The sequence below is a fragment of the uncultured Roseibium sp. genome, from assembly GCF_963675095.2.
Taxonomy (GTDB): Bacteria; Pseudomonadota; Alphaproteobacteria; order Rhizobiales; family Stappiaceae; genus Roseibium.
In genome coordinates this window covers 23,557-44,666 of record NZ_CAXXSJ010000072.1, presented here as the reverse complement: position 1 = coordinate 44,666, position 21,110 = coordinate 23,557, and the positions used below count along the sequence as shown (strand labels likewise).

Here is a 21,110-nt window from a genome sequence, read left to right as displayed (position 1 = left end):
CCGCGCCTTCATCCGGCATCGGACTGACGAGCCTTCGACAGCCCGAGAGGGTCGGCATCCAGCAGACGGCCGGAGAGCCCACCCATCCAGTCGAGACCGGCACGCAGGCGCACCACCTCGCCGACACAGACGACCGCCGGCGGCTCCAGATTGGCCGCCGCCGCATCTGCGGCACAGCGCCCGAGCGTCGTTTCCAGAACCTGTTGGCCGGCTAAAGAAGCGTTGCACACGATGCCCACAGGCTCATCCACAGACCGTCCACCGGTTATCAGTTTGCCGGCTATGGTTTCCAGGTGTTTCATCGCCATGTACATGACGATCACCGGTGAGCCCGCGGCTATCCCTTCCCAGTTGATCGCATCCGGCGTCAGTCCGGTCTGGTCGTGACCGGTCAGGAAGGTCACCGCCTGGTTGGTATCGCGGTGGGTTGCCGGAATACCGGCATAGGCCAGACCGCCGATGCCGGCGGTGATGCCGGGAATGATCCGGAACGGGATACCGGCGCCGACAAGGCCGAGCGCTTCCTCGCCGCCCCGGCCGAAGACAAAGGGATCGCCGCCCTTCAGGCGCAATACCCTCTTGCCGGCCTTCGCATAGTCGATGAGCTTCAGGGTGATGTCGCGTTGCTTGGGGCTGGGCTTGCCGCCGCGTTTGCCCGCAAATTCCAGGTGGGCCTCGGGGCTTGCCCAAGACAAGATACTCTCATCGACCAGCGCATCGTAGACGATCACGTCGGCCTGCCTGAGACCGTTCAGGGCATGGAGGGTCAAAAGGCCCGGATCCCCAGGCCCAGCGCCCGCCAGCCAGACCCAGCCAGGTTCGAAAACCGGCAGTTTTCCGGGAAGGTTCGCGATTTCTGTTTCCGTCGACATGATCCCGTTCTATCCGGCCTTGCCGGGAACGCCAAGCGCAATGGCAACCTGAATGCGCGCGGATGCGACATGGGCTGTAAATCACCGGTGCCACAGGCGAATTTCACGTTATAAAGGCAGCCATGAGCGGAGCCGATCCTCAACATCTCAGACGCGGCTGGACGACGGGCGCCTGTGCCACGGGGGCGACCAAGGCGGCCTTTACCGCCCTTGCCACCGGCGATTTTCCGGACCCTGTGGATATTTCTCTCCCCAAGGGTGGAACCACCGCTTTCGCGCTTGCCCGCCATGCCCTGAACAAGACCTCGGCTGCGGCCGCAATCATCAAGGATGCCGGCGACGATCCGGACGTGACCCACGGCGCGCTGGTCTGCGCAACGCTGCGGCTGTTACCGGCGGGAAGCGGTGTCGTGTTCAAGGCCGGCGAAGGCGTCGGTACCGTCACCCGCCCCGGCCTGCCGATCCCTCCCGGCGAACCGGCGATCAACCCGGTGCCGCGGGACATGATGCGGCAGGCGATCGCCGAGGTCTCGGCAAAGACCGGCCTTGCCGGAGACGTGGAAATCGAAATCTCCATCGAAGGTGGCGAGGAGCTGGCAAAAAAGACCCTGAACGGCCGGCTTGGCATCGTCGGCGGCCTGTCCGTCCTCGGAACCACAGGTATCGTGCGGCCTTTCTCCTGTGCCGCCTGGATCGCCTCGATCCACAGGGGGATCGATGTCGCCCGGGCAACAGGCATGACCCATGTGGTCGGCGCAACCGGTTCGACTTCGGAGGAAGCCGTGCGCGCCCGTTACGATCTCGACGAGGCTGCCTATCTCGATATGGGCGACTTTGCCGGCGGGTTATTGAAATACCTCCGCGCCCATCCCGTCGCCCGTCTCACGCTTGCCGGGGGCTTTGCCAAGTTCACCAAGCTGGCGCAGGGCGCGCTCGACCTGCATTCCGCCCGCAGCCGGGTCGACTTCACCTTCCTGGCGGACCTACTCGCGGAGCAGGACGCTCCCCAGGCGCTATACGAGGCCGCGCTCTGCGCGAACACGGCCAAGGAGGTGCTGGACCTGTCGCTGAAAGGCGGGATCGACCTCAGCGCGCCTTTGGCGCGCAAGGCCAAATGGGCCGTTCTGGAGATCCTGCGCGGCGCGCCGGTCGAGGTGGAAGTGCTGATCGTCGACCGCAACGGTCATGTGACCGGGGAGACCGGCTGGGATGACTAAAAAGCACCATATCCTCATCCTTGCGGGAACACCCGAAGCCAGACGACTGGCGCACGCGCTCGCTGAACGCTTTCCCGATGTCGGGCTGACCGTCTCCTTTGCCGGTGCGGTTTCCGATATTGCCGATCCGGGTATTCCGGCTAGAACCGGCGGGTTCGGCGGCGCGGAAGGTCTGGCGGCGTTCATCGATCAGGAACACGTGACACTCATCATCGATGCCACCCATCCCTTCGCGGACCAGATCAGCCGAAACGCCGTGGAGGCCGCAAAGACCAAGGGTGTGCCGTTGATCCGGTACGAGCGGCCGGCGTGGAAACAGCAATCCGGCGATCGATGGGAGCATGTTTCAAGCCTTGCGGAGGCTGCCGAACGGCTTCCCGCTGAGGCGCGGGTCTTTCTGGCGATCGGCCGCAAGGAAATCGCAGCCTTCACCCATCGGACGGATCTGTTCGCTGTGGCGCGGATGATCGAGCCGCCGGATGTGCCGCTTCCCCATCATTGGCATCTGGAGTTGAGCCGTCCAGCACAAGCCGTGGAGGCGGAGGAGGATCTCCTGCGCGCCCACCGGATCACCCACCTGGTTTCGAAGAACAGCGGCGGCAGCCGGTCTCATGCGAAGATCGAGGCGGCGCGGCGGTTACGGATTCCGGTGATCATGATCGAGCGCCCTGCACCTGCAAGCGCGAAAACTTTTGGCGATTGCGACGACGTCCTGCGCCTGGTCGCGCGGACCGTCACTTAGAGCTTGCAGATGCCTTGCCGGATCGTTTCAGGCCGCGAACCTTGAAGAAGAACCTGGGAATACCGATCAGGTAGCGTTTGGACAGCCGGCGCGGCTCCTGAAGAAGACGGAACAGCCACTCCAGCCCGATGTTCTGGATCGGTTTTGGCGCCCGGATGACGGCACCGGACATGAAGTCGAACAACGCGCCGACACCGATCGCCACCGTGGCACCCATCCGGTCGCCATGCTGCGCGATGAAATGTTCCTGACGCGGGTTGCCCATGCCCACAAGCAGCAGATCGGGACTTGCGGATTTCACCATTTCGCAGATCTGGTCTACATCGCTCGGATCGAAGTAGCCGTTTCGAACCCCGACCACTGTGTGATGCGGATAGGTTTCTGCGATGTGCACGCCCGCTGCCCGGACCTGTTCCTCACCCGCTCCGAGAAGGAAAATCCGTAACGGGACGCCGATGTTGCGCAGGATCGCGGGAATAAGGTCCGTGCCATTCAGATTGTCCGGAAAGCCTTTGCCATGCAGGACCTTGCTCGCCAGTTCGGCGCCGATACCGTCATTGAAGAGCGTCAACGACTGAAGAGTTTCCGCATAGGCGGGATCATCGAGGGCGGACAGGATCGTATGGGCGTTGCAGATGGCAATGTCCATGCGCTGGCGCGAAAGCACAGACGTACGGATCAGGTCGATCGCCTCGGCCCGTTCCATGCGCAATATGTTCAGCGGACCGATTTTCGCTGAATCGATCTCTCGACTGAAATCGATATCCTGGTTTCTTGCCAACATTCGGACTGCTCAGACCCTTAACGATTATTATTCTGCATTCGGTTAGGCCGTTTTACGGAGGGCAATGTAGGCCTCTTTCGTAAAAACTGAATAAATTTCGATTGCCGAAGCGTTATTAGGTTAACCGGAACCTAAACGGCACATGATCAAAACATTAATCTTTTTTCACAAATAAATAATTCGTAGCATTTAATCGTGACCATAACTTTTTCAACCTAAAGAAAACCCTCATTTTTGCGTCAGAAGCCATAGATTAACGTTAAGATCGTTTACTATGTTCGCTTCACCCCTGGCTACCCGCACGGATGGCACAGTAACGCGATCGTCTCCCGACGCGACACGCCGAAGCCTGCCATCCAAAACCACGCGCGCACTCCTCCTGCCTCCGACCTGGCCTCGGCGGGTAGCGTCAATTTCACCAAATCTTCACCTCTTCGAGTGCAAAAAACTGGCATTTCCGGAAAGTGCATAATCCGTGGGATCACCACAATTCAGGACCAAGTTCAATGTCCGGTTCGCCCGTCGATGTCGCAATTGTCGTTGTCTCGTATAATTCCGCCGACACGCTCAAGGATTGCCTCGACAGCCTGCTGCAGTATCGCCCGCGCCGACACAGCTCGCGCATTCTGGTGGTCGACAACGCATCGCAAGACGGCAGCGCAGACCTGGTTCGGCAGGGATATGCCGGTGTTGAATTGATCGCCTCCAGTGAAAACGTCGGGTTCGGCTGCGCCAACAACCTGGCCATGGACAGGCAACCGGCACGCTACTACTACCTCCACAACGCCGATGCCTATCTGCAGGACAATGTCCTCGATCCGGCACTCGACTATCTGGACGCCAATCCCGAAACCGGCGTAGCCGGATTGCCGCTGGTCTTTCCCGACCACAGCCCGCAAACGGCCGCCTATGCGTTTTCAACGCCGTTGAAATGGCTGCTCCAGGCGATCGGTCTGGACAGGGTCGTCAAACCTGTCCTGCGTTCAAGATTTTTCGGCCATCTTGCAAAGCCGCTTTCCCGCCTGCCTCTGGCGCGCACCTTTCTGGACACCCACCTCGGCACCCAAGACCAGGATGCGGCATCCAAGGAAGTCGACTGGGTCTGCGGAGCTGCAATGATCATGCGCCATGAGGTCAAGAATGCGCTTGGCGGGTTCGATCCCCGGATATTCCTCTACGGCGAGGACGAGGATCTGTGCATCGAAGCGGCTAAGAAAGGCTGGCGCATCGAACAGATCCGGTGCGCGCCGGTCATTCACGATTTCGGATGGGGGAAATCCGGGCGGACATCACCGACCGTCGCTCGGCTCAAGCAACAAAGCCTGCGCTACTTCATCGACAAGCACTTCCCCCGCTGGCGGCCTTCGTGGCTCGCCATGCGCATTTTGCTCTGGCTTAAAGGACTGACCTGGAATGTATGACGCGCAACGCCCATCCAGTCCTTTGCCGGATCGACGTCCGCTCGCCGTGCATCTCAGTGCCGACTATCCGACGGCCCACCGCGGATTGACCACGACAGCCGTCAAACGCCTGGTCACCAGCACGCAGGATGCCGATCATGTCGTGTTTTCGCTGAACCGGACGAGCAATCCGTTCGACGAAGCCTTCCACGACTGCGGCCTGGACGAAGGTGTTCGCGTGTTTGCCTACAGGTACTTCTCTCCGCCTTTGGGCATCGGGCTTGCGGCCTCGATGCGACGGGTGGCACGGCGGATCGAGGCGGTTTTGAAGTCCGAAGGCCTGCAGCCGGATGTCGTCCATGCCCACAAGTTCGCTTTCGAAGGCATCGCCGGCCTGGAACTGGTGAAGCGGTGTGGTGAGGAAACACGCCTTTTTGTCTCCGTGCGCGGCGAAGCCGAGGACAAAGTGCTTCGCTTCAAGCCCCACTACCGCTCCCTGCTGCAGGCCATTCTCAACCGTGCCAGCCGGGTTTACTACGTGTCGGCCTGGTTCGCGCCCGTTCTCCACGCGAAGCTGTCTGTAGACCCGCACAAGGAACGGCTGCTGGCCAATATCGTCGGCAATACCGGCTCGGCCATCCCGGCGCAAAATCCCCAGCCGCGCTTTGCCTGCGTGCTTTATCTGCACAATTACCGGAAAAAGCGCCTGGAGGACCTGTTTGCCGCATTCGCGATCTTGCGCAGGTCCCATCCCGGGATCGGCCTGGATCTCATCGGCGGCGGAGACGAGGACAGCATTCACACCATCGAGGCGATGATCGCCCAAAACGGCCTCACGGACGCCGTGCGCATTCTCGGTGCCATGGATAATGCGGAAATCACGAAAATACTGCCGACCTACCTGGGCATGGCCCTGCCGAGCGTGAACGAAACCTTCGGCATGGCCTATCTGGAAGCCCTGTTCGCGGGTATTCCCATTCTATATTGCAAGAACACCGGCATCGACGGTTATCTCGACGGAATTGACGCAGGGATAGGGGTCACGCAGAAATCCGTTCCCGAGATCGCAGAAGGCCTCAGGCGACTTGTCGACGACAACGCCGCTTTCCGGTCCTCCCTTCAAAGCCACGCAAACCTGTTGCACGAGCGCTTCGACAAGGAGGCGATCATCGCCATGTATCGCGCTGATCTCCTGGCGGGCTGGACAGCACCCGCCGACGCCGCATGAGCCGGTCCCAAAAAACCAGTTGGCGCTATCGCCTGTTGCTTGCGGTTGCCGGAACCGTGACCGTGGCGGCCCTTGCTGTCGGCCTGTTCAAACCGGACCCCCGGAGAAGTTTCGTCGCGAAGCCCCCGTCCACGGCAGAGACTTCATCCGTCTCTGAAGCCCAATCCACCGCTGAAGCCCGGGCCATCGGCGAGGTCCAGACCACCGCTGAAACACCGGTGGCAGCAGCGGTCAGCACGAACCTTCCCGTTTTCCGGCGGGGGATCAATCTCTCGCGCCAACAGAGTTTTTCCAGACGCGATCCGGACCGGCAGGGCGCCTACCTCTGGCCGCCGTTCAGCGACGATCTTGCGCAAATCTCGGATAGCGAACTAGAAAAGCTGCGTCTTTTGGGCTTCGATTTCATCCGTTTGCCCGTCGACGCCGGTCCGTTTCTTGCCGAGTCCAAACCTCACGAAAAGATCCTCCTGGAAGACCTGAAGCAACTCGTCGGCAGGTTGCACGGTGCCGGGTTTTCCGTGCTGCTCGATGTGCATCCGGCCATCTATTCATCCGTGTGGACACCCAAGGATATTCTGGCCGATCCTAAAGGTCCGAAATACGAACGCTATGAAGCGTTCCTGTTGACGCTGGCCGGCCTTTTTCATGACCTGCCGGCAAAGACCTTCGCCCTTGAGCTCATGAACGAGCCGCAGCCGCAATGCGTCAATCCCGACGGGGAGGACTGGACCGTCGCGCAAAAGCGGCTCTATGACGTCGTGCGGGCGAAAGCCCCGGACCTTCCCCTGGTCCTGACCGGCGGTTGCTGGTCATCGGCGGACGGCCTGGTCAAGGTGGACCCGGGCATGTTTGACGGCAATACGCTCTATGATTTTCATTTCTACGACCCGTATCCGTTCACCCATCAGTCCCAATACTGGGCCTCGCCCCCGACCCGTTATCTTGCCGGCCTCAGCTATCCGGCCGAAAGCGGATCGCCGGAGCGCACGATCGAGCTTTCCCGCCAGCATCTGGCCAGGATGGCGGACAAAGGAGATCCACAACCTTCCAATGCCCTGGCAAAGGCGAAGAGGGAAATCCGGCACTACTACGGGTCGCTGCGGCCAGATCAGGCCTACCTTTCGCGGCGCTTCGACGTCGTAGGCGACTGGGCGAAAGACCATGGCATTTCGCCGGACAGAATTGTCGTTGGTGAATTCGGCGCAGTTCGCCTGCAGGATTATACGCCGGATGACGGCAGCCGCCTGCGTTGGCTGAAAGACGTCCGCATCGTCGCTGAACAACATGGTTTCGGCTGGTCCCTTTGGGATTACCTGGGCGGCTTCGGACTGGTTTCCGACTACAAGACCCGCGACATCGATGCCGGAATGGCAGGCGCCCTCGGCCTCGACGTCTCCAAAGCAGACCCGCAGGATTAAGCGAATTCAGCGAAACTCCGGGGACATGTGGTAGGTTCGGACAGGCGATTCGCTCAAACCTCTTGGGCCAGAAGATATTCCGGAGACGCCCTCCTTGTCCGATCAGCGCACTGCATATCTGGAGCAGACATCCGGCTTTGAAATGAAGACGCTGTCCAGCAGGGTCCTGGGCTGGATTCCGACCCTGGCAGTGCTCTATTCGTCGCTTCTGTCCCCGTTCCTCATCCATTTCGGCAGCGGCGACGGCTCCGATGCGAACATCACCGCGTCGCAGCCGAATGCCATCAATCAGCTTTTCTGGATCGGTCTGTTCGGCCTGACCCTGGCAGCGGCCGGGCGGCGCCTGACCAATCTCTTCCGGCTGGCGAAAGAGCCCGTGGTCATCGCTGTGCTGGCTTATCTCTTTCTCGCGTTCCTCAGTGTCTCCTGGTCCCCGGTCCCGGGCGTGGCGTTCCGACGGCTCGTTCAGCAGGCGATCGTTATCTTTTGCATGCTCATACCGGTCATCCTGGCCGATGACCGGAATTTCATTGTCGGACGGGTCCTGCTGTTCGCCGTGTTCACCGTTGCAATCAATGCCGTCGCCGTCGTCGTCATACCGCCAACCCCGATCGGCTATGCGGGCATTTATTCGCAGAAAAATGCCCTCGGAGCCATTATGGCCCTTGCCTGGATCTTCTGCCTATACGGGATTGCATCGCAACACGGTTGGAAACGCCTGGGCCTGCTCGCCACCGCTGCCCTTGCCATGGTCCTCCTGGTCCTCAGCCAGTCCAAAACGTCACTGGGCCTGGCGATCCTTATTCCCGCCGCAGCGTATTTTATCGTCGACCTTTCGTATCGCTTGCGAATCAACGCGGCCCTGCTGCTTCTTTTCTTCGCGGCCCTTGGCATCGTACTGGCCGCCTATATCTCTGCGATGACGCGGTTTGGTTTCAGCGAACTTTCGATGTTGCTGTTTCACGACGAGACCTTTACCGGCCGAACGGTGATCTGGGCATTCGTTGTCGACGTCATTTCGCGATCCGCCCTCATCGGGCAGGGATACTCCTCCTTCTGGGGTATCGGCGCCGACTCGATCGTGTTCCGTGAAGCCCCGAGCTTCGTCGTCACGTTGCTGCAGTCGCACAACGGATATCTCGACGTCCTGCTCGAAACCGGTGCCATTGGCCTTTTGATTCTGATCTTTCTGATTTTTGCATCGCTTTTTTCGGCGGCGCGGCTGGTGCCCTTCGACCGCCCGACCGCGTGGCTCTGCTTTACGCTTCTGCTTCTGGTCATTTGCCACAACAGCCTGGAAAGCAGCTGGTTCCGCGGTTACTCACAGATCTGGCTGCTGTTTCTGTTCGCAGCCCTGCTTCCCGCTTCGGCGGTCCAGCCAGCAGCACCGAACATCAACGACCGCATCTGAGGCCTCCAGAACGGCTGATCGTTAGCAGTTCCCTAACGATACCGCGCTAAACGGGAATAAGCCGATCCGCGACGTCTTTGTGAGGCTTGAATTCGTGCCCCTTCAAAATTCATCCGAATTGTTACCCTATTCCGCACCGTCTGGCGGCGTTCTGGATGTTTTTGCGATCCTCAGGATTTTGCGGAAGCGGATCTGGCTTGTCTTCCTGACCGCCTTCGTGTTCGCGGCCGCAACGGCCGCGGTGACGCTATTCCTCAGCCCGGTCTACCGGGCAACGACGCAGATCCTGATCGATCCCTCTGTCCGCCAACCCTTCGACGGAGACAATCAATCCCGCAACACCGCGCAGGACACGTTCGGCATCGACAGCCAGATCGCCGTCATCCTGTCTGACTCGGTGCTGAGGCTGGTGGTGCGCGAGCACAAGCTCGCGACCGATTCCGAGTTCGGCAACGGCGGTACAAACGGCCTCATGGGCTTGATTTTCAAGGCACTCAAGGGCGGTCAATCGAAAGATGACGGTTCCTTCGACACATTGGAAAACAAGGCGATTACTGCTCTTGCGAAGGCCATGACCGTCAAACGCGCGGGCCAGACCTTCGTCATCAATATTTCCGTCGACTCGAAAGACCCGACAAAAGCCGCAACGCTTTCACGCGCGATCGCGCAGAGCTATCTGGAAGACCACAAACGGCAGACTGAGAGCGCCGTTTCGACAATCACGAACCAGATCGACGACCGTCTCGTGGGGCTGCGGGAGCGGATGCGGCAAGCGGAAGCCAGGGTTCAGGCCTTCCGTGAGAAGAATAATCTGCAAAACGCCACCGAAGGGGAACTCCTGACTGAAAAGGAACTGACGGACCTGAGCGCGGGACTGACGGAAGCGCAGGTCGCTCTGTCGGCTGCGACCGCCAAGAACGACGAAATCCAGCGGATCATCAAAAGCGGCGGCGATATCGAGGCCTTCGGCGATGAAACCACCTCGGCGACGATTGCCAACCTGCGCGAACAGTATGCCGCGGCGGCCCGGACCGAGGCGAATTTGCTGGTCGACCATCTGCCCTCGCACCCGTCCGTCATCGGCATCAAGGCCCAGCTCAACCGCCTTCGGCGCCTGATCCAGGAGGAAATGACACGCATTGCAGCTTCGACGAAGATCGAGCAGAAAGTCGCCGCAGAACGCGTCGCCATGCTGAAACAGCAGATCGATTCCTCGCGCAGCAGCGTCAACAAGGATTCCTCAGCCTCGATCGAGCTCCGTGAACTGGAAGCCGATGCCAAGGCGACGCGGACGCTTTACGAAAACGTCCTCAACCGGACGAAGGAAATCAAGGAACTCGACCAGGTCGTCGTCCCCGATGCCCGCATCATCTCGCCGGCTATGGTCCCCGAGGATCCCATCTGGCCGAAGAAAAAGCTGATGGTGGTGCTGGCTGCGGTTCTGGGACTGCTGACAGGCGTCGGCCTCGCCGTCGGAGGTGAGGCGTTCCGGCAGTTGAAACAACGTTTCCTGATGCTGCAGGCAAATCAAGATCACGATGCATTCGAAGTCTACGCGCCGCTGGCGGCTCGGACCGCACCTGAACTGCAGATGCGCCGGATCCCGGCCTCCTCCGATCGCATGCCATCGCCACAGCCTCCCAACGGCGGCCTCGTCCTCCTGAGCAGCCTCCCGCCCCTTGCAGACCTTCGCTCACGACGCGGTTCTGTGGCCGGGGGAAGCGACATGGCTCTTCTCATCCGGCAAGCCGTCGACGACTTCTATGAGGGACGGGACAATCCGAACTGGGCATTCGGTCAGGTCGTCGACCGGATCGCAGAGACGATCTCGCGACCCGAACGCCCCGGTCAGCCGAACATCGTCATGCTGACAGCCCCTGCACCCGGGCAGGGTCAGACGACAATTGCCTATGCACTGGCCCTTGCCGCCGCCAGACAGGACCTGCACGTCCTTCTGGCTGACGCCGAACCGAGAAACCGCACGCTCAGCCACAGCCTGCCGTTCGAGGCCGGGAACCCGCGTCTGAGCATCGAGGACCGCATTTTCGAAGACAGAGACCTGGGTTTTTCCTTCGTTTCCCTGACCTCTGGACAGCCCAAGTATGCAATGCGGCGAATGAGCCTGGAGGATGCGGGCGAATTCGACGACGTCGCCCGGGATTTCGACCTCGTGATCATCGACGGTCCCACACTCGGCGAACTCGATATCGCGGATCCGCTTGTCGACCTCCCCGATACCCTCCTCCTCGCGCAGGCAGACGGCCCAGCACAGCGGGGAACCTCCACCACAATCACCCGGGACCTTTTTGCCGTGGCCGGAAGACGCCCATGCGCGGCCATCCGGACGAAGGCCGTCAAATGGCCGGCAAGCGCCGCCTGAGAGGCTCAGCCGTCGTTAAAATTTCCTGATGAACTGGCGCAGGAGCTCCAGCACTTCCTCGCGGGCGGCAACCGGCGTCAGATTATGATCGGCGCCCTCGATGCGGGAGAACCCGACATTCGGGTAAGACTTCAGTCCGCCCAAATCCGGGCCGACCCAGTTTTCGAGTTCCGAAAGCCCCCGGTCCCCGACGCTGTAGACCAGCATGACGGGAGCGCTGCGCGCGCTTAACGTCTGCAATCGGTCATGGACGACCCTGTTCAGACGGTGGTGCTTGGACAAGCCCCGCAGAACCGGCGCCAGCTTCCTTCCGCCTGCCCGCCTGATTGCGCTCAAAACCTTGGATGCCGCCTTGCGGAGCGATATCTCGCCGGACAGGACACGGCCCAGGTTTCGCGGATCGAGCGCCTTGCTGCGATAGGTGGAAAGGGTCTGGATCGGCTCCCGGATGGCGCTGTCCACGTCTTCATCCGGATCCCAGACCAGGCGGCGCGGATTGACGGCGAAAACACCCGATATCCGCGGATCGAGGGCAGCGGTGACAAACGCCAGATAGGCGCCGCTGCAACGGCCGTACACAATGACGTTCTCGAAGCCGCCTTCCCCGATAAGCCAGTCGACGGCAGCCTTTACATCGTCATTCTGTTTGGTCGCGTAAAGCACCTGTCTTGCCTGCCCGGGCCAATAGGGGCTCTCGCCCATGCCCGCCAGATCCATTCGGAACGCGGCAATCCCGTCCCTTGCGAGCGCCCTGGAAAAATCCACGGTCATCCTGGCCCAACCAATCGAATGATCATAACCGGCATTGAGAAACAGAACGGCCGTTTTCGTCACTGTCTTGGAAGGAGACGCAAGGGCGGCAAAGAACATGTTCCCGGGACCGAACCGCATGAGCGTTTCCTGGAAGTCCGGGCCCTTCAGAATGGCGGGCGGCACCACCGTCGGCGCGGCCGGTGAAACGTCCGCAGACATCGGAAAAGTCGCAGCGACCCAGTCCACGACCGCATCGACGGTCCCAAGCGGGGGGATCGACAAGGTCGGATCCGAAACATAATCGGCATAGCCTTCGAAGACCAGGCGATCACAGGCCAGCCCCTCGCCCTCGAGGTGCTCGGCAAGCTTGGCATCGCCCGGATGATCGGGACGCTCGACAAGCAGAAGTTTTTCGGTGCGCGGCGCAGGTCCCTTCATCAGATTGAGCGATTTTATCTCCCCGACAGTCGGCGCGGACAACACAAAGCCGCCTGCCATCAGGCTGCCTTCGGGACCATCCGAAGGCGCAACGAAAAAGGTGGGTTGGGTCATCGCTGTCCAGGCCGCCACTTCGCGCAACCAGGCCCGTCCTTGCGCCACAGGAGCAAGCAGGACCAGGCCTGCCAACTCCCGCTCTTCTGCGAGATCGCCCGCAAGCGTGGCGCCTATCCCCTGCCCCATGACGATCACGCGGCGCGCATGGCTCAGATCTTCCAGTTCGGCCAGGGCCCTGCGGACCGACGCGCGCCAAGCGCCGTCATCCTCCAGCCCGGCCCCCGTTCCAAGGGAATGGCCCGTTCCGGGATAGTCGAACCGCAGGCACGGGAAGCCCGCGGCGGCCAGCTTTTCTCCCAGCAAGCGATATGTCTTGCGCGCGCAGAGTTCCTCGTATCCCCAGGGAGACAGAAGCAACACCGCCGTATTGCCCTGCGCGGCATGAAAAAAGCCGGCAAGTCCGTCAAAGGCGACCGGCTGTGCGGGGTCGGTTTCAACGGCGAGAGACGTGTTCTGGCTATCCGGACGGACTGGCTGAAAATGGTTCATCTTGCTTCGGCCATTTGTAATTGTTTTCGCTAACGACGCAGCCCTGTGACCAGCGACAGACGCATTCCAACACAAACTTCCTAGCCGTCATTTAACGATGTCTCAAAGGTGAGGCTCCATAGTGCGGGACGCCGCAACCGACTGCCTGACAGTCGCACCTTCCCGACGGAGCCCGGTCGATGGAAACCGTATCGATATCGATTGCCAGCATTGGCCGACCGAGCCTCGCTGACACGTTGCATTCCCTTTCGAGACTTCCAAAGACCGAAGACCTGAAGCTGGATGTCCTGATCGCCGACGATTCCCGGGATGGCGCCGCGACACGGCTCGTCGAGAGCCTCGATCTGAATGGTCTTCCGGTCACCTGCCTGCCTGTCGCGTCGGGTAATATTTCCCATGCGCGCAATGCACTGCTGGATGCGGCGGAGAGCGACTGGATCGTCTTCGTGGATGACGACGAATGGGTGGAGCCGGACTGGCTGGCCCGGATGTTCGCCGCCCAGCGCGATTTCCAGGCGGACGTGGTCATCGGACCAGTCCTGCCGGCGTATCCGCCGGACACTCCGGCATGGCTCGTGCGGGCCAATCCCCTTTACAAGGACTGGGGCCATCGCGGCAAACGGCTCGACACAGGCCGCGGCGGCAATACCCTGGTGCGCATGCGCCTCATCCGGGAGCTCGCGTTACGGTTCGATCCAGCCTATGGGATCACCGGTGGCGAGGATACCGTCTTTTTCGCCGAAGCCGCGTCGCGCGGAGCGGTGATCGTGGCCACCGACGACGCCATCATTCGTGAACATGTCCCACCGGAACGCTTGTCGCCGACAATTATCCTGCGCAGGGCCATCAGGGCGGGCCAGTCTTACGGCATTTTACAACAGACCCACCTTCCCAGTGCCGCGGCGCGCCTTCTGTTTCTGCTGGATGCGGCAGCCAAGACGGGCCTCGCTGCATTTCTCTCGCTCATGTTCCGGCCTATCGACCGCGCGCGCCATTTTCGCATGCGGCAAAAGCTTGCGCGCAATCTGGGAAAACTCCGGTCAGCCTTCGACCTGCCCCTACCAGAAGTCTACAAGAAGCCGGATCGGGGTTAGAGCGTTTTACGATCAATTGCTAAATCCGATATCGGGCCCGCCGCAAGGCGGCAAAAGCCGTGCTGCGGATGACTTCCTTCAAGGAGAGCCGCGAAGCCATGTCCCTGTCTGGATCAAAATCTTCCGTGACAGACCAGCGTGGGCAAAACCAGGAACCGTCGAGAGACAATCCGGAGGTACTGGTATAGACGCGGGTATAGCCGGCGGCTTTCAGCTCGTGCAGCACGGATCTGTCGAAGGCGCCGAAGGGAATGGCAGCTTCCGTGACCGCCTGACCGGCTTCATCCTCGATTTTCCGCCGTGCGTCGTAGAGTTCGCGCTGACGGCCGGCCTCGTCCAGCCTGCGCCAATCGACATGGTCATAGCCATGGGTCGCGATAGTCATGCCGGCGCTCAACATGTCCCGGATCTGGCTGCCGGACAGATAGCCGTGCCGGTCGATCCGCCCGGCCAGAATGGCGAACATGGCACTGCGGCCGGCCTCGACGAGCGCCGGCAAACCGACCGCGTAATCCGACAGATTGCCGTCATCGAACGTCACTGTGAGGTGGACCTTGTGCCGCGCCTCGTATTCGCCAAGCGAGCGAATGGTGCGCCGATAGGTGTCCGACGGAACGAAATATCGTCCCTCGCCCTCCGCCAACGGCACAATCGGATCGCCAATGCCATGAAAGGTAAGCACCTGGGTTCTCGCCAGCATCTGCCGCATTGCCTCCCGAAAACTACTGATGTGCGCAAATCTGGCACAAGAACGTCAACAAAGCTTGAGGCTCCGGCAAATTCGACAGATCAGAATATTAACCGCTTGATGGTACGAGGGGAACACGACGGGACGACAGCGCGCGGCAAGGGGGACCGCCTGCGATCGATGCCATGACGACCGCCACTCGCCACGTTCGGCACGTTAAGCGGAATACACGCCAAGGGACCTTAAGGTGAGCGGCAAACTGAGTATGGAACCAGGGCAGTTCGGCAATATGCTGAAACGGTTACGGGATCGCGCGAATAGCCCGCTTGTCCGCAATACCTTCTACTACGGCCTGAACTTCGGCCTGCAGATCCTGACCCAGTTCGGCTATTTCGTCCTCATCAGCCGCGCGCTCGGGATAGGCGGCTACGGCATTTTCGCCAGTGTATCCGCCGTTGCCCTGACGGTCAGTGTCTTCGTCGGTTGGGGCAGCGATCATCTTCTCATCCAACGGGTCGCTATATACAAGGATCAGTTCGCCGCCTATTTCGGGCGGGCCCTGACACTGGTCTTCGCGACCATGATCCCCGCCGTCCTGTTCGCGATGACGGTTCTCTACTTTCTGAACACGGGCGACCTGAACCTCCTGGCTCTTGCAGGCATAGTCATCGCCGAATGCGGGTTTCGCAAAATCACCTTTCTCTGTTCCGCGGCCTATATGGCGCACGACAGGGCCGGGAAACAATTCGTCATCGACAACGGCAGCATGCTGCTACGCCTTGTGGCGATCGCGACGCTCACTCTGGTTGCCCAAGACGTGACCCTGAACACCTGGGCTGCCTGGTACGTCTGCGCGAGCGCATTCACCTCCACCGTATCGGTTGTCATGGTGGTGCGCGACTTCGGGCTGCCGCGCCTGGTGTTCAGCGGCTTCGAGTTCAAGCAGGGCTTCCTTCTCGGTCTGGAATTCGCATCGATCTCGGGGCTCAAGGACCTGGACAAGCCCGTGATCGTGCAAACCCTCGGCGCGGATCAGGCCGGCCTCTACACAGCGGCCTTCCGTATCATCGACGCAGCTACGGCCCCCGTTCGCGCCGTACTCTTTGCCACCTACACACGCTACTTCCGGCATGCCCATGAAGGCGTCGAACATGGCATCGCCTTCGGTATGCGGATCATCCCGTTCATTTCCGCCCTCGGTCTTGCCGTAGCGGTCGCAGTGCTGATCGGTGCGGGCTACGTGCCGCTGATCATCGGCAAGGAATACGAACCCTCGGTCGATCTCATCCGGACGCTCGCCCTTTATCCCTTGTTCCTGGGTGCTGCCGGGATCGGCGCGGATATCATGCGTTCGGTCGGCATGCAGGGCATCCGCGTGGTCCTCGTCCTGATCTCGAATTTCGTCGTGATCGGTATCGTCTGGGTCGGCAGCACCACCGGCGGGCTCGAAGGCGCCGTGATCGCAAGGATGGTCACGCAGTTGCTGATCCTGACAGCGACCTGGACCCTGATCGGACGGAAGAAGAAAAGCCATACCGGCGAAGGCGAAGACGGCTGAGCTCAGCCGGTCCCGTAAAACCGCGATACGCGCTTTCCAAAATGAAACCAGATCCTTCAACAGGCTGGCGTGTCAGGCGGCCGAATAGGTCTTCGCCGACACCCCGTTCAGAGCCGTGAGCCGGACGGCTGGCGATACGTCCGGATCCGTTCCGGCCTTGCGCGCCAGCATGATCCTCTTTCCGGCGCCCGGTGCCAGATGGAACCAGTCGTCGGAAACGCTGAACTCCGCCACGTCGAGATGCACGGACTGAGCGAAACGTTGCGCCTCCAGGCGCAGCACCCAGTTGCCATCGCTCACCGGTTCCAGGTCGCCCTCGATCTCCAGCGGCTGGCGCGTCTGCGGGTAGCCTTGCGGGAAATGGAAGGCTTCGGAGAGAACCTCTTCCGTTGCCGGATCGATCAGGCGAGCCACGGTGACATCATGAGCCGGCGGACCGAAGCGGTAAGCATAGGTGACGTCGAAGAACGCACCGAACAGATCGGTTGCCGCGATCTCCTGCGCTTCGCGCGGTGAAAGATCCAGTTCACGGCGTCCGGACACAACCGGAACGCTACCGTCGCGCAGACAGGCGAGCGTCAGCACGAGCGATCTCGTTTCCGACGTCTCGTTGACAACGTGGACACTGAGGCCGTTCGTGCCTTCATCGGTCACACTGACCTGAAGCGGAGAGAAGCTGCGCTTCAGCGCGTAGTAAGCCGGCTTGGGAAGTCCGGTCGAATCGACCAGTCCCCAACCGGCTCCGGGCAGCAGATCCTGAAAGGTCCAGACCAGGGCTCCCCGGCAGGAGGATTCCTTGCGCCGCCATTCGGCGAAAGTCGCCGCCATGACCTCTCCGGTCACGACCCGCGACAGATCGAGATACCGGTCCGGATCGCCGTAGCGCACACTTACCGGGTCGAGGCAGAACAGCTCCTTGAAATAGTGATCGCGCACATCCTCAAAGTCCCAGCCGGCACCCCGGTCCCGGGGGATCCGAGCCTTCCAGCGCGGATCGTGGCCCGGCTTTACCGGCAGATGTTCGGCAAGGGTCTCGGCCTGCGGCACGTTGGAGAAGGCAAGGCATTCGCCCGCAAAACGGACGTCCGCGCGTCGGGCATCCTCCAGCGGACGCTGATAGGCGCCGACGCCGTAGTAATGAGCGATGCCCGCGTTCGGCGAAAACGGCATGGCGCCCTCGCACGGGGAGTTGGGCACGTAAGCCACGTCCGGGCGCCGGTCGCGGCTGATTGCCGGCAGGATCTCTTCCGTCAGCGACCCCTTCCAGCGGCTTTCCGGCAGGCCCATCATGGCGCCCTGCTGGTAGATCTCGCTGCCGCCGCACAGGACGGCCAGTGACGGGCAGCCTTGGGTGACCTCAAGCTGATAGCGGGCTTCGGCCTCGATCGTTTCGACGAAGGCCTCGTCCTTGACCGGATAATCGTAATTGGCGAACTGGAAGTCCTGCCAGACGAGAATACCAAGCTCGTCGCACAGTTCGAAAAAGTCCCGTGTCTCGTAGGTCATGGTGCCGCCGATGCGCAGCATGTTCATGCCGGCATCGCGCGCCAGTTCCAGCCACGGGCGATAGCTTTCCCGGTCGCCCGGCAGCCTCAGGATATCCGCATTGGTCCAGACCGCGCCGCGGCAGAAGACGGGCACGCCGTTGACGATCAGCCCGAAGCCCTTGCCGTCCGCTCCCCTGTCGACCTCGATCGTCCGGAAGCCGGTTCTTCCCAGGTCGAGAACCGTGTCCGCGCACAGGATTCGAAGTGCGTGTAGCGCCGGTTCGCCATGGGTGTGCGGCATCCACGGTTCGACATCGGAAACAGTCAGCGTCGCGGACCAACGGCCATCCTCGCCGCGCACCATGTCGGCCCGGCTGCCGCAGCATTCCAGCACCGGTGTGCCGCTTACTGCCTCAAGTTCCGCCGAGACGATGAGGACACCGTTTCCGGAACCGTCGAGCCTCGCCCCGATCTCCCTGGTCTTCACGCGCGGGGTCGACGTGTCGATCAGGGAGATCGGGCGAAAAGGACCTACCGCATGCACGTCCGGGCACCAGCCGGGCATGTGGCCCAGAAGCGTGGTGCGGACGAGGCGCAGGCCCTGCGAAGTCGCAAGCTGTGGCCGCCAGCGGGCACGGGGCCCCTTCTCATCGAGCGCGGGCTGGAGGGCCCGAAAGCAGAGAACAAGCCGGTTTTCCTTGCGAAGCTCGACGGGGACCTCGTCGCCCAGAAACATGTTCCGGCTTTCGAGGACCTTCCCGCCGTTGAGATAGACCTCGGCAATCGTTGCCAGTCCGTCGAAACGCAGGATACGGGGACCGGGTTCATCGACCGCGAATTCGGTGACGTACCAGATGTCCTTGTCGTTCAAGGGCCGAGGATTTTCAGGATCGTAACGGCCGGCAAGCGCCAGGGCTTCCGCCGCCGTTCCCGGAACCTTGGCCGGCACCCAATCGGAGAGAGTGGAGAGGCCGGAGGGGTCTTTGATCCCTCCGGCCTCTGCCACGGCAAGAGACCATTTTTCCGTCAGCATTTTTTATAGCGCCCCCTGACAGAAACCGTCTTGCCCCGATCCATGATATCGCCCGGCCGCTCCGCCCCTCAGGCCGCCTTCGACGCAGGCTTGCCGAATTGAGTGTCGAGCGTGGTCATGATGGTGTCCCAGGCTTCGACCGCCGGCTGCAAGGCCGGGACGAGCTTGTCGAACTTCTTGCGCATCACCGCCCGGGCCAGCTGAAACTGGACCGTCTTGCAGGTGGTCGAAATCCGCTTGGCGGCTTCCGCCGGAACTTCGAGCCCATTGACGCCGCCGGCTGAAAGCCAGTCGAGATGGCTCGCGAACAATTCGTAATTCGCACCCAGCTGGCGCAGGGTGTTGAAGGCATAAAGATGGAAGAAATCGAACGGCCGGTCGGCAACCGCTTCAACCTGTTCCGGGAAGACCTTCGAAAAGGCCGCGATCGGGTTCGCTTTCGGCCGGCGCGCCAGATGACGGCGCAACAGCTCGACCGCGGTCTCGACAATCTGCGCGGCATCCGGCTTCGGCCCGTCCGGGAATTTCACGAATTCCGTGTAAGGCAGGAAGGCCGGGGCCTGTTCGGAAACATTGCGATGGAACACGCCATCGAAGTCGTTTCCTTCCAGATGGTGCAGCCCGAGCCCATGGAAATAATCCATGGACCGGCCTTCGATATCGAGCCGGTTCACTGCGACCGTGGTCTTGCCGTGGGCCTGGTGATAGCCGACGCCATGGGTGTCCGGCAGGAAGTAGCTGTCGACCTCCACCAGAGACAGGCGACCACGGCGGATCTGTTCCAGCACGTGGTTTTCCACCCGGTCGTAGATGGCCAGCTCGGTCACCTTCAGACCGTAGAGGGCCTCCAGATCTTCCAGTGGCACCTTGAAGAAGGTGAACTGATCGCCTTCGAAATCCTGGGTGACCGAATAACCCAGACAGGCCTCCGGCGGCAGGCCGAGGGCCGGCAGCACCTCGATCCAGACATCGAGGTAGCAGTTGGTCTCCGGCCAGTCCCGTTCGGCGGAATGCAGCGCATGGCGCTGGTAACCGTCCGGCTTGAGTGCCGGAAAGACAGCGTCCGTCATGATTGCACCTATCCCCTTAACCCCAAAGCGCCTTGCGGACACCTTCCGGCCAGGTTTCGACGTCGAAACCGTGGTGACGGAACAGCGCCAGAGCGATGCGCTCAAGGCCGAAACCGACACAGGCGGTGTGTGCCGGAGAGCCGTCGGCCTGTTTGATGTTCCAGGCCTTGCCGAAATTGTCCATGTGGTAGTTGAAGCTCATGCAGGCGGTCGGCTTCGCGGTGGAGTTCACCGGAACGACCAGCTCGAACTTCAACTCCTGCTCGCGCTGGCTGACGCCCATCATGCGTCCGGCCCGGCCGAAGAACGGATCGTTCGCCACTTCCACTTCGTGGGGAAGCTGAAGGATCTTCATCATCTCCTGACCGCGCTGCTTCCAGGTTTCCCGAAAGTCCATGGCCTGTTCCGGGCTGCCGACGCGGACATATTCGCGCTGGCGGAACATCTGCATGCGGGCCGGATCCCTGGAGGGCTCATGACGGAAGCAGTAGGACTGCAGCGCGACGTAGGCGCCGTCCGCGGTGAGCGGTCCGCGCTTCGCCAGAATCGGATAGAGCGGATAGCAGGCGGCCGGCGTCAGGGCGACATCGGTCGCCTTCTGCTTGTCGGTCCAGTCCTTGCCCTCGGCGATGCACTGGATCAGGCCCATGTGGTCGTGATCGTTGCCGCAGAAGGCGTGCACGGTGCCCGCAAGCTGCGGGAAGTTCTTCATGTAGCCGCTGGTTTCGAAATCCGTCATCGGCATGCCCGGGGGGAACACCATGGCTTCGGAAATCTCATCCTGGCCGAAGGTCAGGGCGAAGGCCTCGAACTTCGAGATCACGTCCTCGAAGACGCCGCTGCGGGCATAGAGGCCGTCGACACCGCTGTCGTGCAGGATGCCCTGGTTGAAGAGCTGGTCGAGAAAGGAAACTTGCGCGTCCATGGCCTG

16 protein-coding genes are annotated in these 21,110 nt (G+C 61.3%); 9 read left to right on the top strand and 7 right to left on the bottom strand.

What is annotated here, in order from left to right; all coding sequences use genetic code 11:
• Positions 1–8: 8 nt before the first annotated feature.
• Complete coding sequence (cobA, locus tag ABIN98_RS28605; protein ID WP_346915638.1) at positions 9–872, bottom strand: uroporphyrinogen-III C-methyltransferase; 864 nt, start codon at positions 870–872, stop codon at positions 9–11.
• A 122-nt stretch (positions 873–994) separates the two neighbouring features.
• On the opposite strand from cobA, the gene ABIN98_RS28600 reads away from it, so the two are divergent.
• A complete protein-coding gene (locus tag ABIN98_RS28600; protein ID WP_346915636.1) occupies positions 995–2,089 on the top strand; it encodes a cobalt-precorrin-5B (C(1))-methyltransferase in 1,095 nt (364 codons plus the stop codon).
• Positions 2,082–2,831 carry a cobalt-precorrin-6A reductase gene (locus ABIN98_RS28595; RefSeq protein WP_346915634.1) on the top strand — a complete coding sequence of 250 codons (750 nt, stop codon included), beginning with the start codon at positions 2,082–2,084 and terminating at the stop codon, positions 2,829–2,831. The genes ABIN98_RS28600 and ABIN98_RS28595 overlap by 8 nt, the downstream gene beginning before the upstream one ends.
• On the opposite strand, the gene ABIN98_RS28590 is transcribed toward ABIN98_RS28595, so the two are convergent.
• Positions 2,824–3,615, bottom strand: a complete 792-nt coding sequence (locus ABIN98_RS28590) for a WecB/TagA/CpsF family glycosyltransferase (protein WP_346915632.1) — start codon at positions 3,613–3,615, stop codon at positions 2,824–2,826. The two genes, ABIN98_RS28595 and ABIN98_RS28590, sit on opposite strands and share 8 nt — an antisense overlap.
• 506 nt (positions 3,616–4,121) lie before the next feature.
• Between ABIN98_RS28590 and ABIN98_RS28585 the strand changes: the two genes are divergently transcribed.
• From ABIN98_RS28585 to ABIN98_RS28565, 5 genes are all read left to right on the top strand, one after another.
• A complete protein-coding gene (locus ABIN98_RS28585) occupies positions 4,122–5,036 on the top strand; it encodes a glycosyltransferase family 2 protein (protein ID WP_346915630.1) in 915 nt (304 codons plus the stop codon).
• Positions 5,029–6,243: a glycosyltransferase gene (locus ABIN98_RS28580; protein WP_346915628.1), complete on the top strand. Its 1,215-nt coding sequence runs from the start codon at positions 5,029–5,031 to the stop codon at positions 6,241–6,243. Before ABIN98_RS28585 ends, ABIN98_RS28580 begins: the two co-directional genes overlap by 8 nt.
• Positions 6,240–7,661, top strand: coding sequence for a cellulase family glycosylhydrolase (locus ABIN98_RS28575; RefSeq protein WP_346915626.1), 1,422 nt, complete (start codon positions 6,240–6,242; stop codon positions 7,659–7,661). Before ABIN98_RS28580 ends, ABIN98_RS28575 begins: the two co-directional genes overlap by 4 nt.
• Positions 7,662–7,755: 94 nt before the next feature.
• Entirely contained in the window at positions 7,756–9,072 is a 1,317-nt protein-coding gene (locus tag ABIN98_RS28570; RefSeq protein WP_346915624.1) for an O-antigen ligase family protein, read from the top strand.
• 94 nt (positions 9,073–9,166) lie between these two features.
• Positions 9,167–11,452, top strand: coding sequence for an exopolysaccharide transport family protein (locus tag ABIN98_RS28565; protein ID WP_346915622.1), 2,286 nt, complete (start codon positions 9,167–9,169; stop codon positions 11,450–11,452).
• 15 nt (positions 11,453–11,467) lie between these two features.
• Here ABIN98_RS28565 and ABIN98_RS28560 read toward each other — a convergent pair whose 3' ends face one another.
• Positions 11,468–13,249: an alpha/beta fold hydrolase gene (locus ABIN98_RS28560; RefSeq protein WP_346915620.1), complete on the bottom strand. Its 1,782-nt coding sequence runs from the start codon at positions 13,247–13,249 to the stop codon at positions 11,468–11,470.
• Between the two features lie 179 nt (positions 13,250–13,428).
• Between ABIN98_RS28560 and ABIN98_RS28555 the strand changes: the two genes are divergently transcribed.
• Positions 13,429–14,343: a glycosyltransferase family 2 protein gene (locus tag ABIN98_RS28555; protein WP_346915618.1), complete on the top strand. Its 915-nt coding sequence runs from the start codon at positions 13,429–13,431 to the stop codon at positions 14,341–14,343.
• Positions 14,344–14,362: 19 nt separating this feature from the next.
• Here the strand turns inward: ABIN98_RS28555 and ABIN98_RS28550 are convergent, their stop codons facing one another.
• Positions 14,363–15,043: a polysaccharide deacetylase family protein gene (locus tag ABIN98_RS28550; protein ID WP_346915616.1), complete on the bottom strand. Its 681-nt coding sequence runs from the start codon at positions 15,041–15,043 to the stop codon at positions 14,363–14,365.
• A 235-nt stretch (positions 15,044–15,278) separates the two neighbouring features.
• Between ABIN98_RS28550 and ABIN98_RS28545 the strand changes: the two genes are divergently transcribed.
• Positions 15,279–16,589: a lipopolysaccharide biosynthesis protein gene (locus ABIN98_RS28545; RefSeq protein WP_346915614.1), complete on the top strand. Its 1,311-nt coding sequence runs from the start codon at positions 15,279–15,281 to the stop codon at positions 16,587–16,589.
• A gap of 72 nt (positions 16,590–16,661) precedes the next feature.
• On the opposite strand, the gene ABIN98_RS28540 is transcribed toward ABIN98_RS28545, so the two are convergent.
• From ABIN98_RS28540 to ABIN98_RS28530, 3 genes are all read right to left on the bottom strand, one after another.
• The gene (locus ABIN98_RS28540) at positions 16,662–19,109 is read right to left on the bottom strand and encodes a glycoside hydrolase family 2 protein (RefSeq protein ID WP_346915612.1); all 2,448 of its coding nucleotides are present in this window, start codon (positions 19,107–19,109) and stop codon (positions 16,662–16,664) included.
• A gap of 68 nt (positions 19,110–19,177) precedes the next feature.
• Entirely contained in the window at positions 19,178–20,179 is a 1,002-nt protein-coding gene (locus tag ABIN98_RS28535; RefSeq protein ID WP_346915610.1) for a DUF1839 family protein, read from the bottom strand.
• A 16-nt stretch (positions 20,180–20,195) separates the two neighbouring features.
• A complete protein-coding gene (locus tag ABIN98_RS28530; protein WP_346915608.1) occupies positions 20,196–21,104 on the bottom strand; it encodes an amino acid--[acyl-carrier-protein] ligase in 909 nt (302 codons plus the stop codon).
• Positions 21,105–21,110 lie beyond the last annotated feature (6 nt).

Excerpts from the sequence above, each read along its gene's own strand:
- cobA (WP_346915638.1), bottom strand. The coding sequence starts at position 872 with ATGTCGACGGAAACAGAAATCGCGAACCTTCCCGGAAAACTGCCGGTT.
- ABIN98_RS28600 (WP_346915636.1), top strand. The coding sequence starts at position 995 with ATGAGCGGAGCCGATCCTCAACATCTCAGACGCGGCTGGACGACGGGC.
- ABIN98_RS28595 (WP_346915634.1), top strand. The coding sequence starts at position 2,082 with ATGACTAAAAAGCACCATATCCTCATCCTTGCGGGAACACCCGAAGCC.
- ABIN98_RS28590 (WP_346915632.1), bottom strand. The coding sequence starts at position 3,615 with ATGTTGGCAAGAAACCAGGATATCGATTTCAGTCGAGAGATCGATTCA.
- ABIN98_RS28585 (WP_346915630.1), top strand. The coding sequence starts at position 4,122 with ATGTCCGGTTCGCCCGTCGATGTCGCAATTGTCGTTGTCTCGTATAAT.
- ABIN98_RS28580 (WP_346915628.1), top strand. The coding sequence starts at position 5,029 with ATGTATGACGCGCAACGCCCATCCAGTCCTTTGCCGGATCGACGTCCG.
- ABIN98_RS28575 (WP_346915626.1), top strand. The coding sequence starts at position 6,240 with ATGAGCCGGTCCCAAAAAACCAGTTGGCGCTATCGCCTGTTGCTTGCG.
- ABIN98_RS28560 (WP_346915620.1), bottom strand. The coding sequence starts at position 13,249 with ATGAACCATTTTCAGCCAGTCCGTCCGGATAGCCAGAACACGTCTCTC.
- ABIN98_RS28555 (WP_346915618.1), top strand. The coding sequence starts at position 13,429 with ATGGAAACCGTATCGATATCGATTGCCAGCATTGGCCGACCGAGCCTC.
- ABIN98_RS28550 (WP_346915616.1), bottom strand. The coding sequence starts at position 15,043 with ATGCTGGCGAGAACCCAGGTGCTTACCTTTCATGGCATTGGCGATCCG.
- ABIN98_RS28540 (WP_346915612.1), bottom strand. The coding sequence starts at position 19,109 with ATGCTGACGGAAAAATGGTCTCTTGCCGTGGCAGAGGCCGGAGGGATC.
- ABIN98_RS28535 (WP_346915610.1), bottom strand. The coding sequence starts at position 20,179 with ATGACGGACGCTGTCTTTCCGGCACTCAAGCCGGACGGTTACCAGCGC.
- ABIN98_RS28530 (WP_346915608.1), bottom strand. The coding sequence starts at position 21,104 with ATGGACGCGCAAGTTTCCTTTCTCGACCAGCTCTTCAACCAGGGCATC.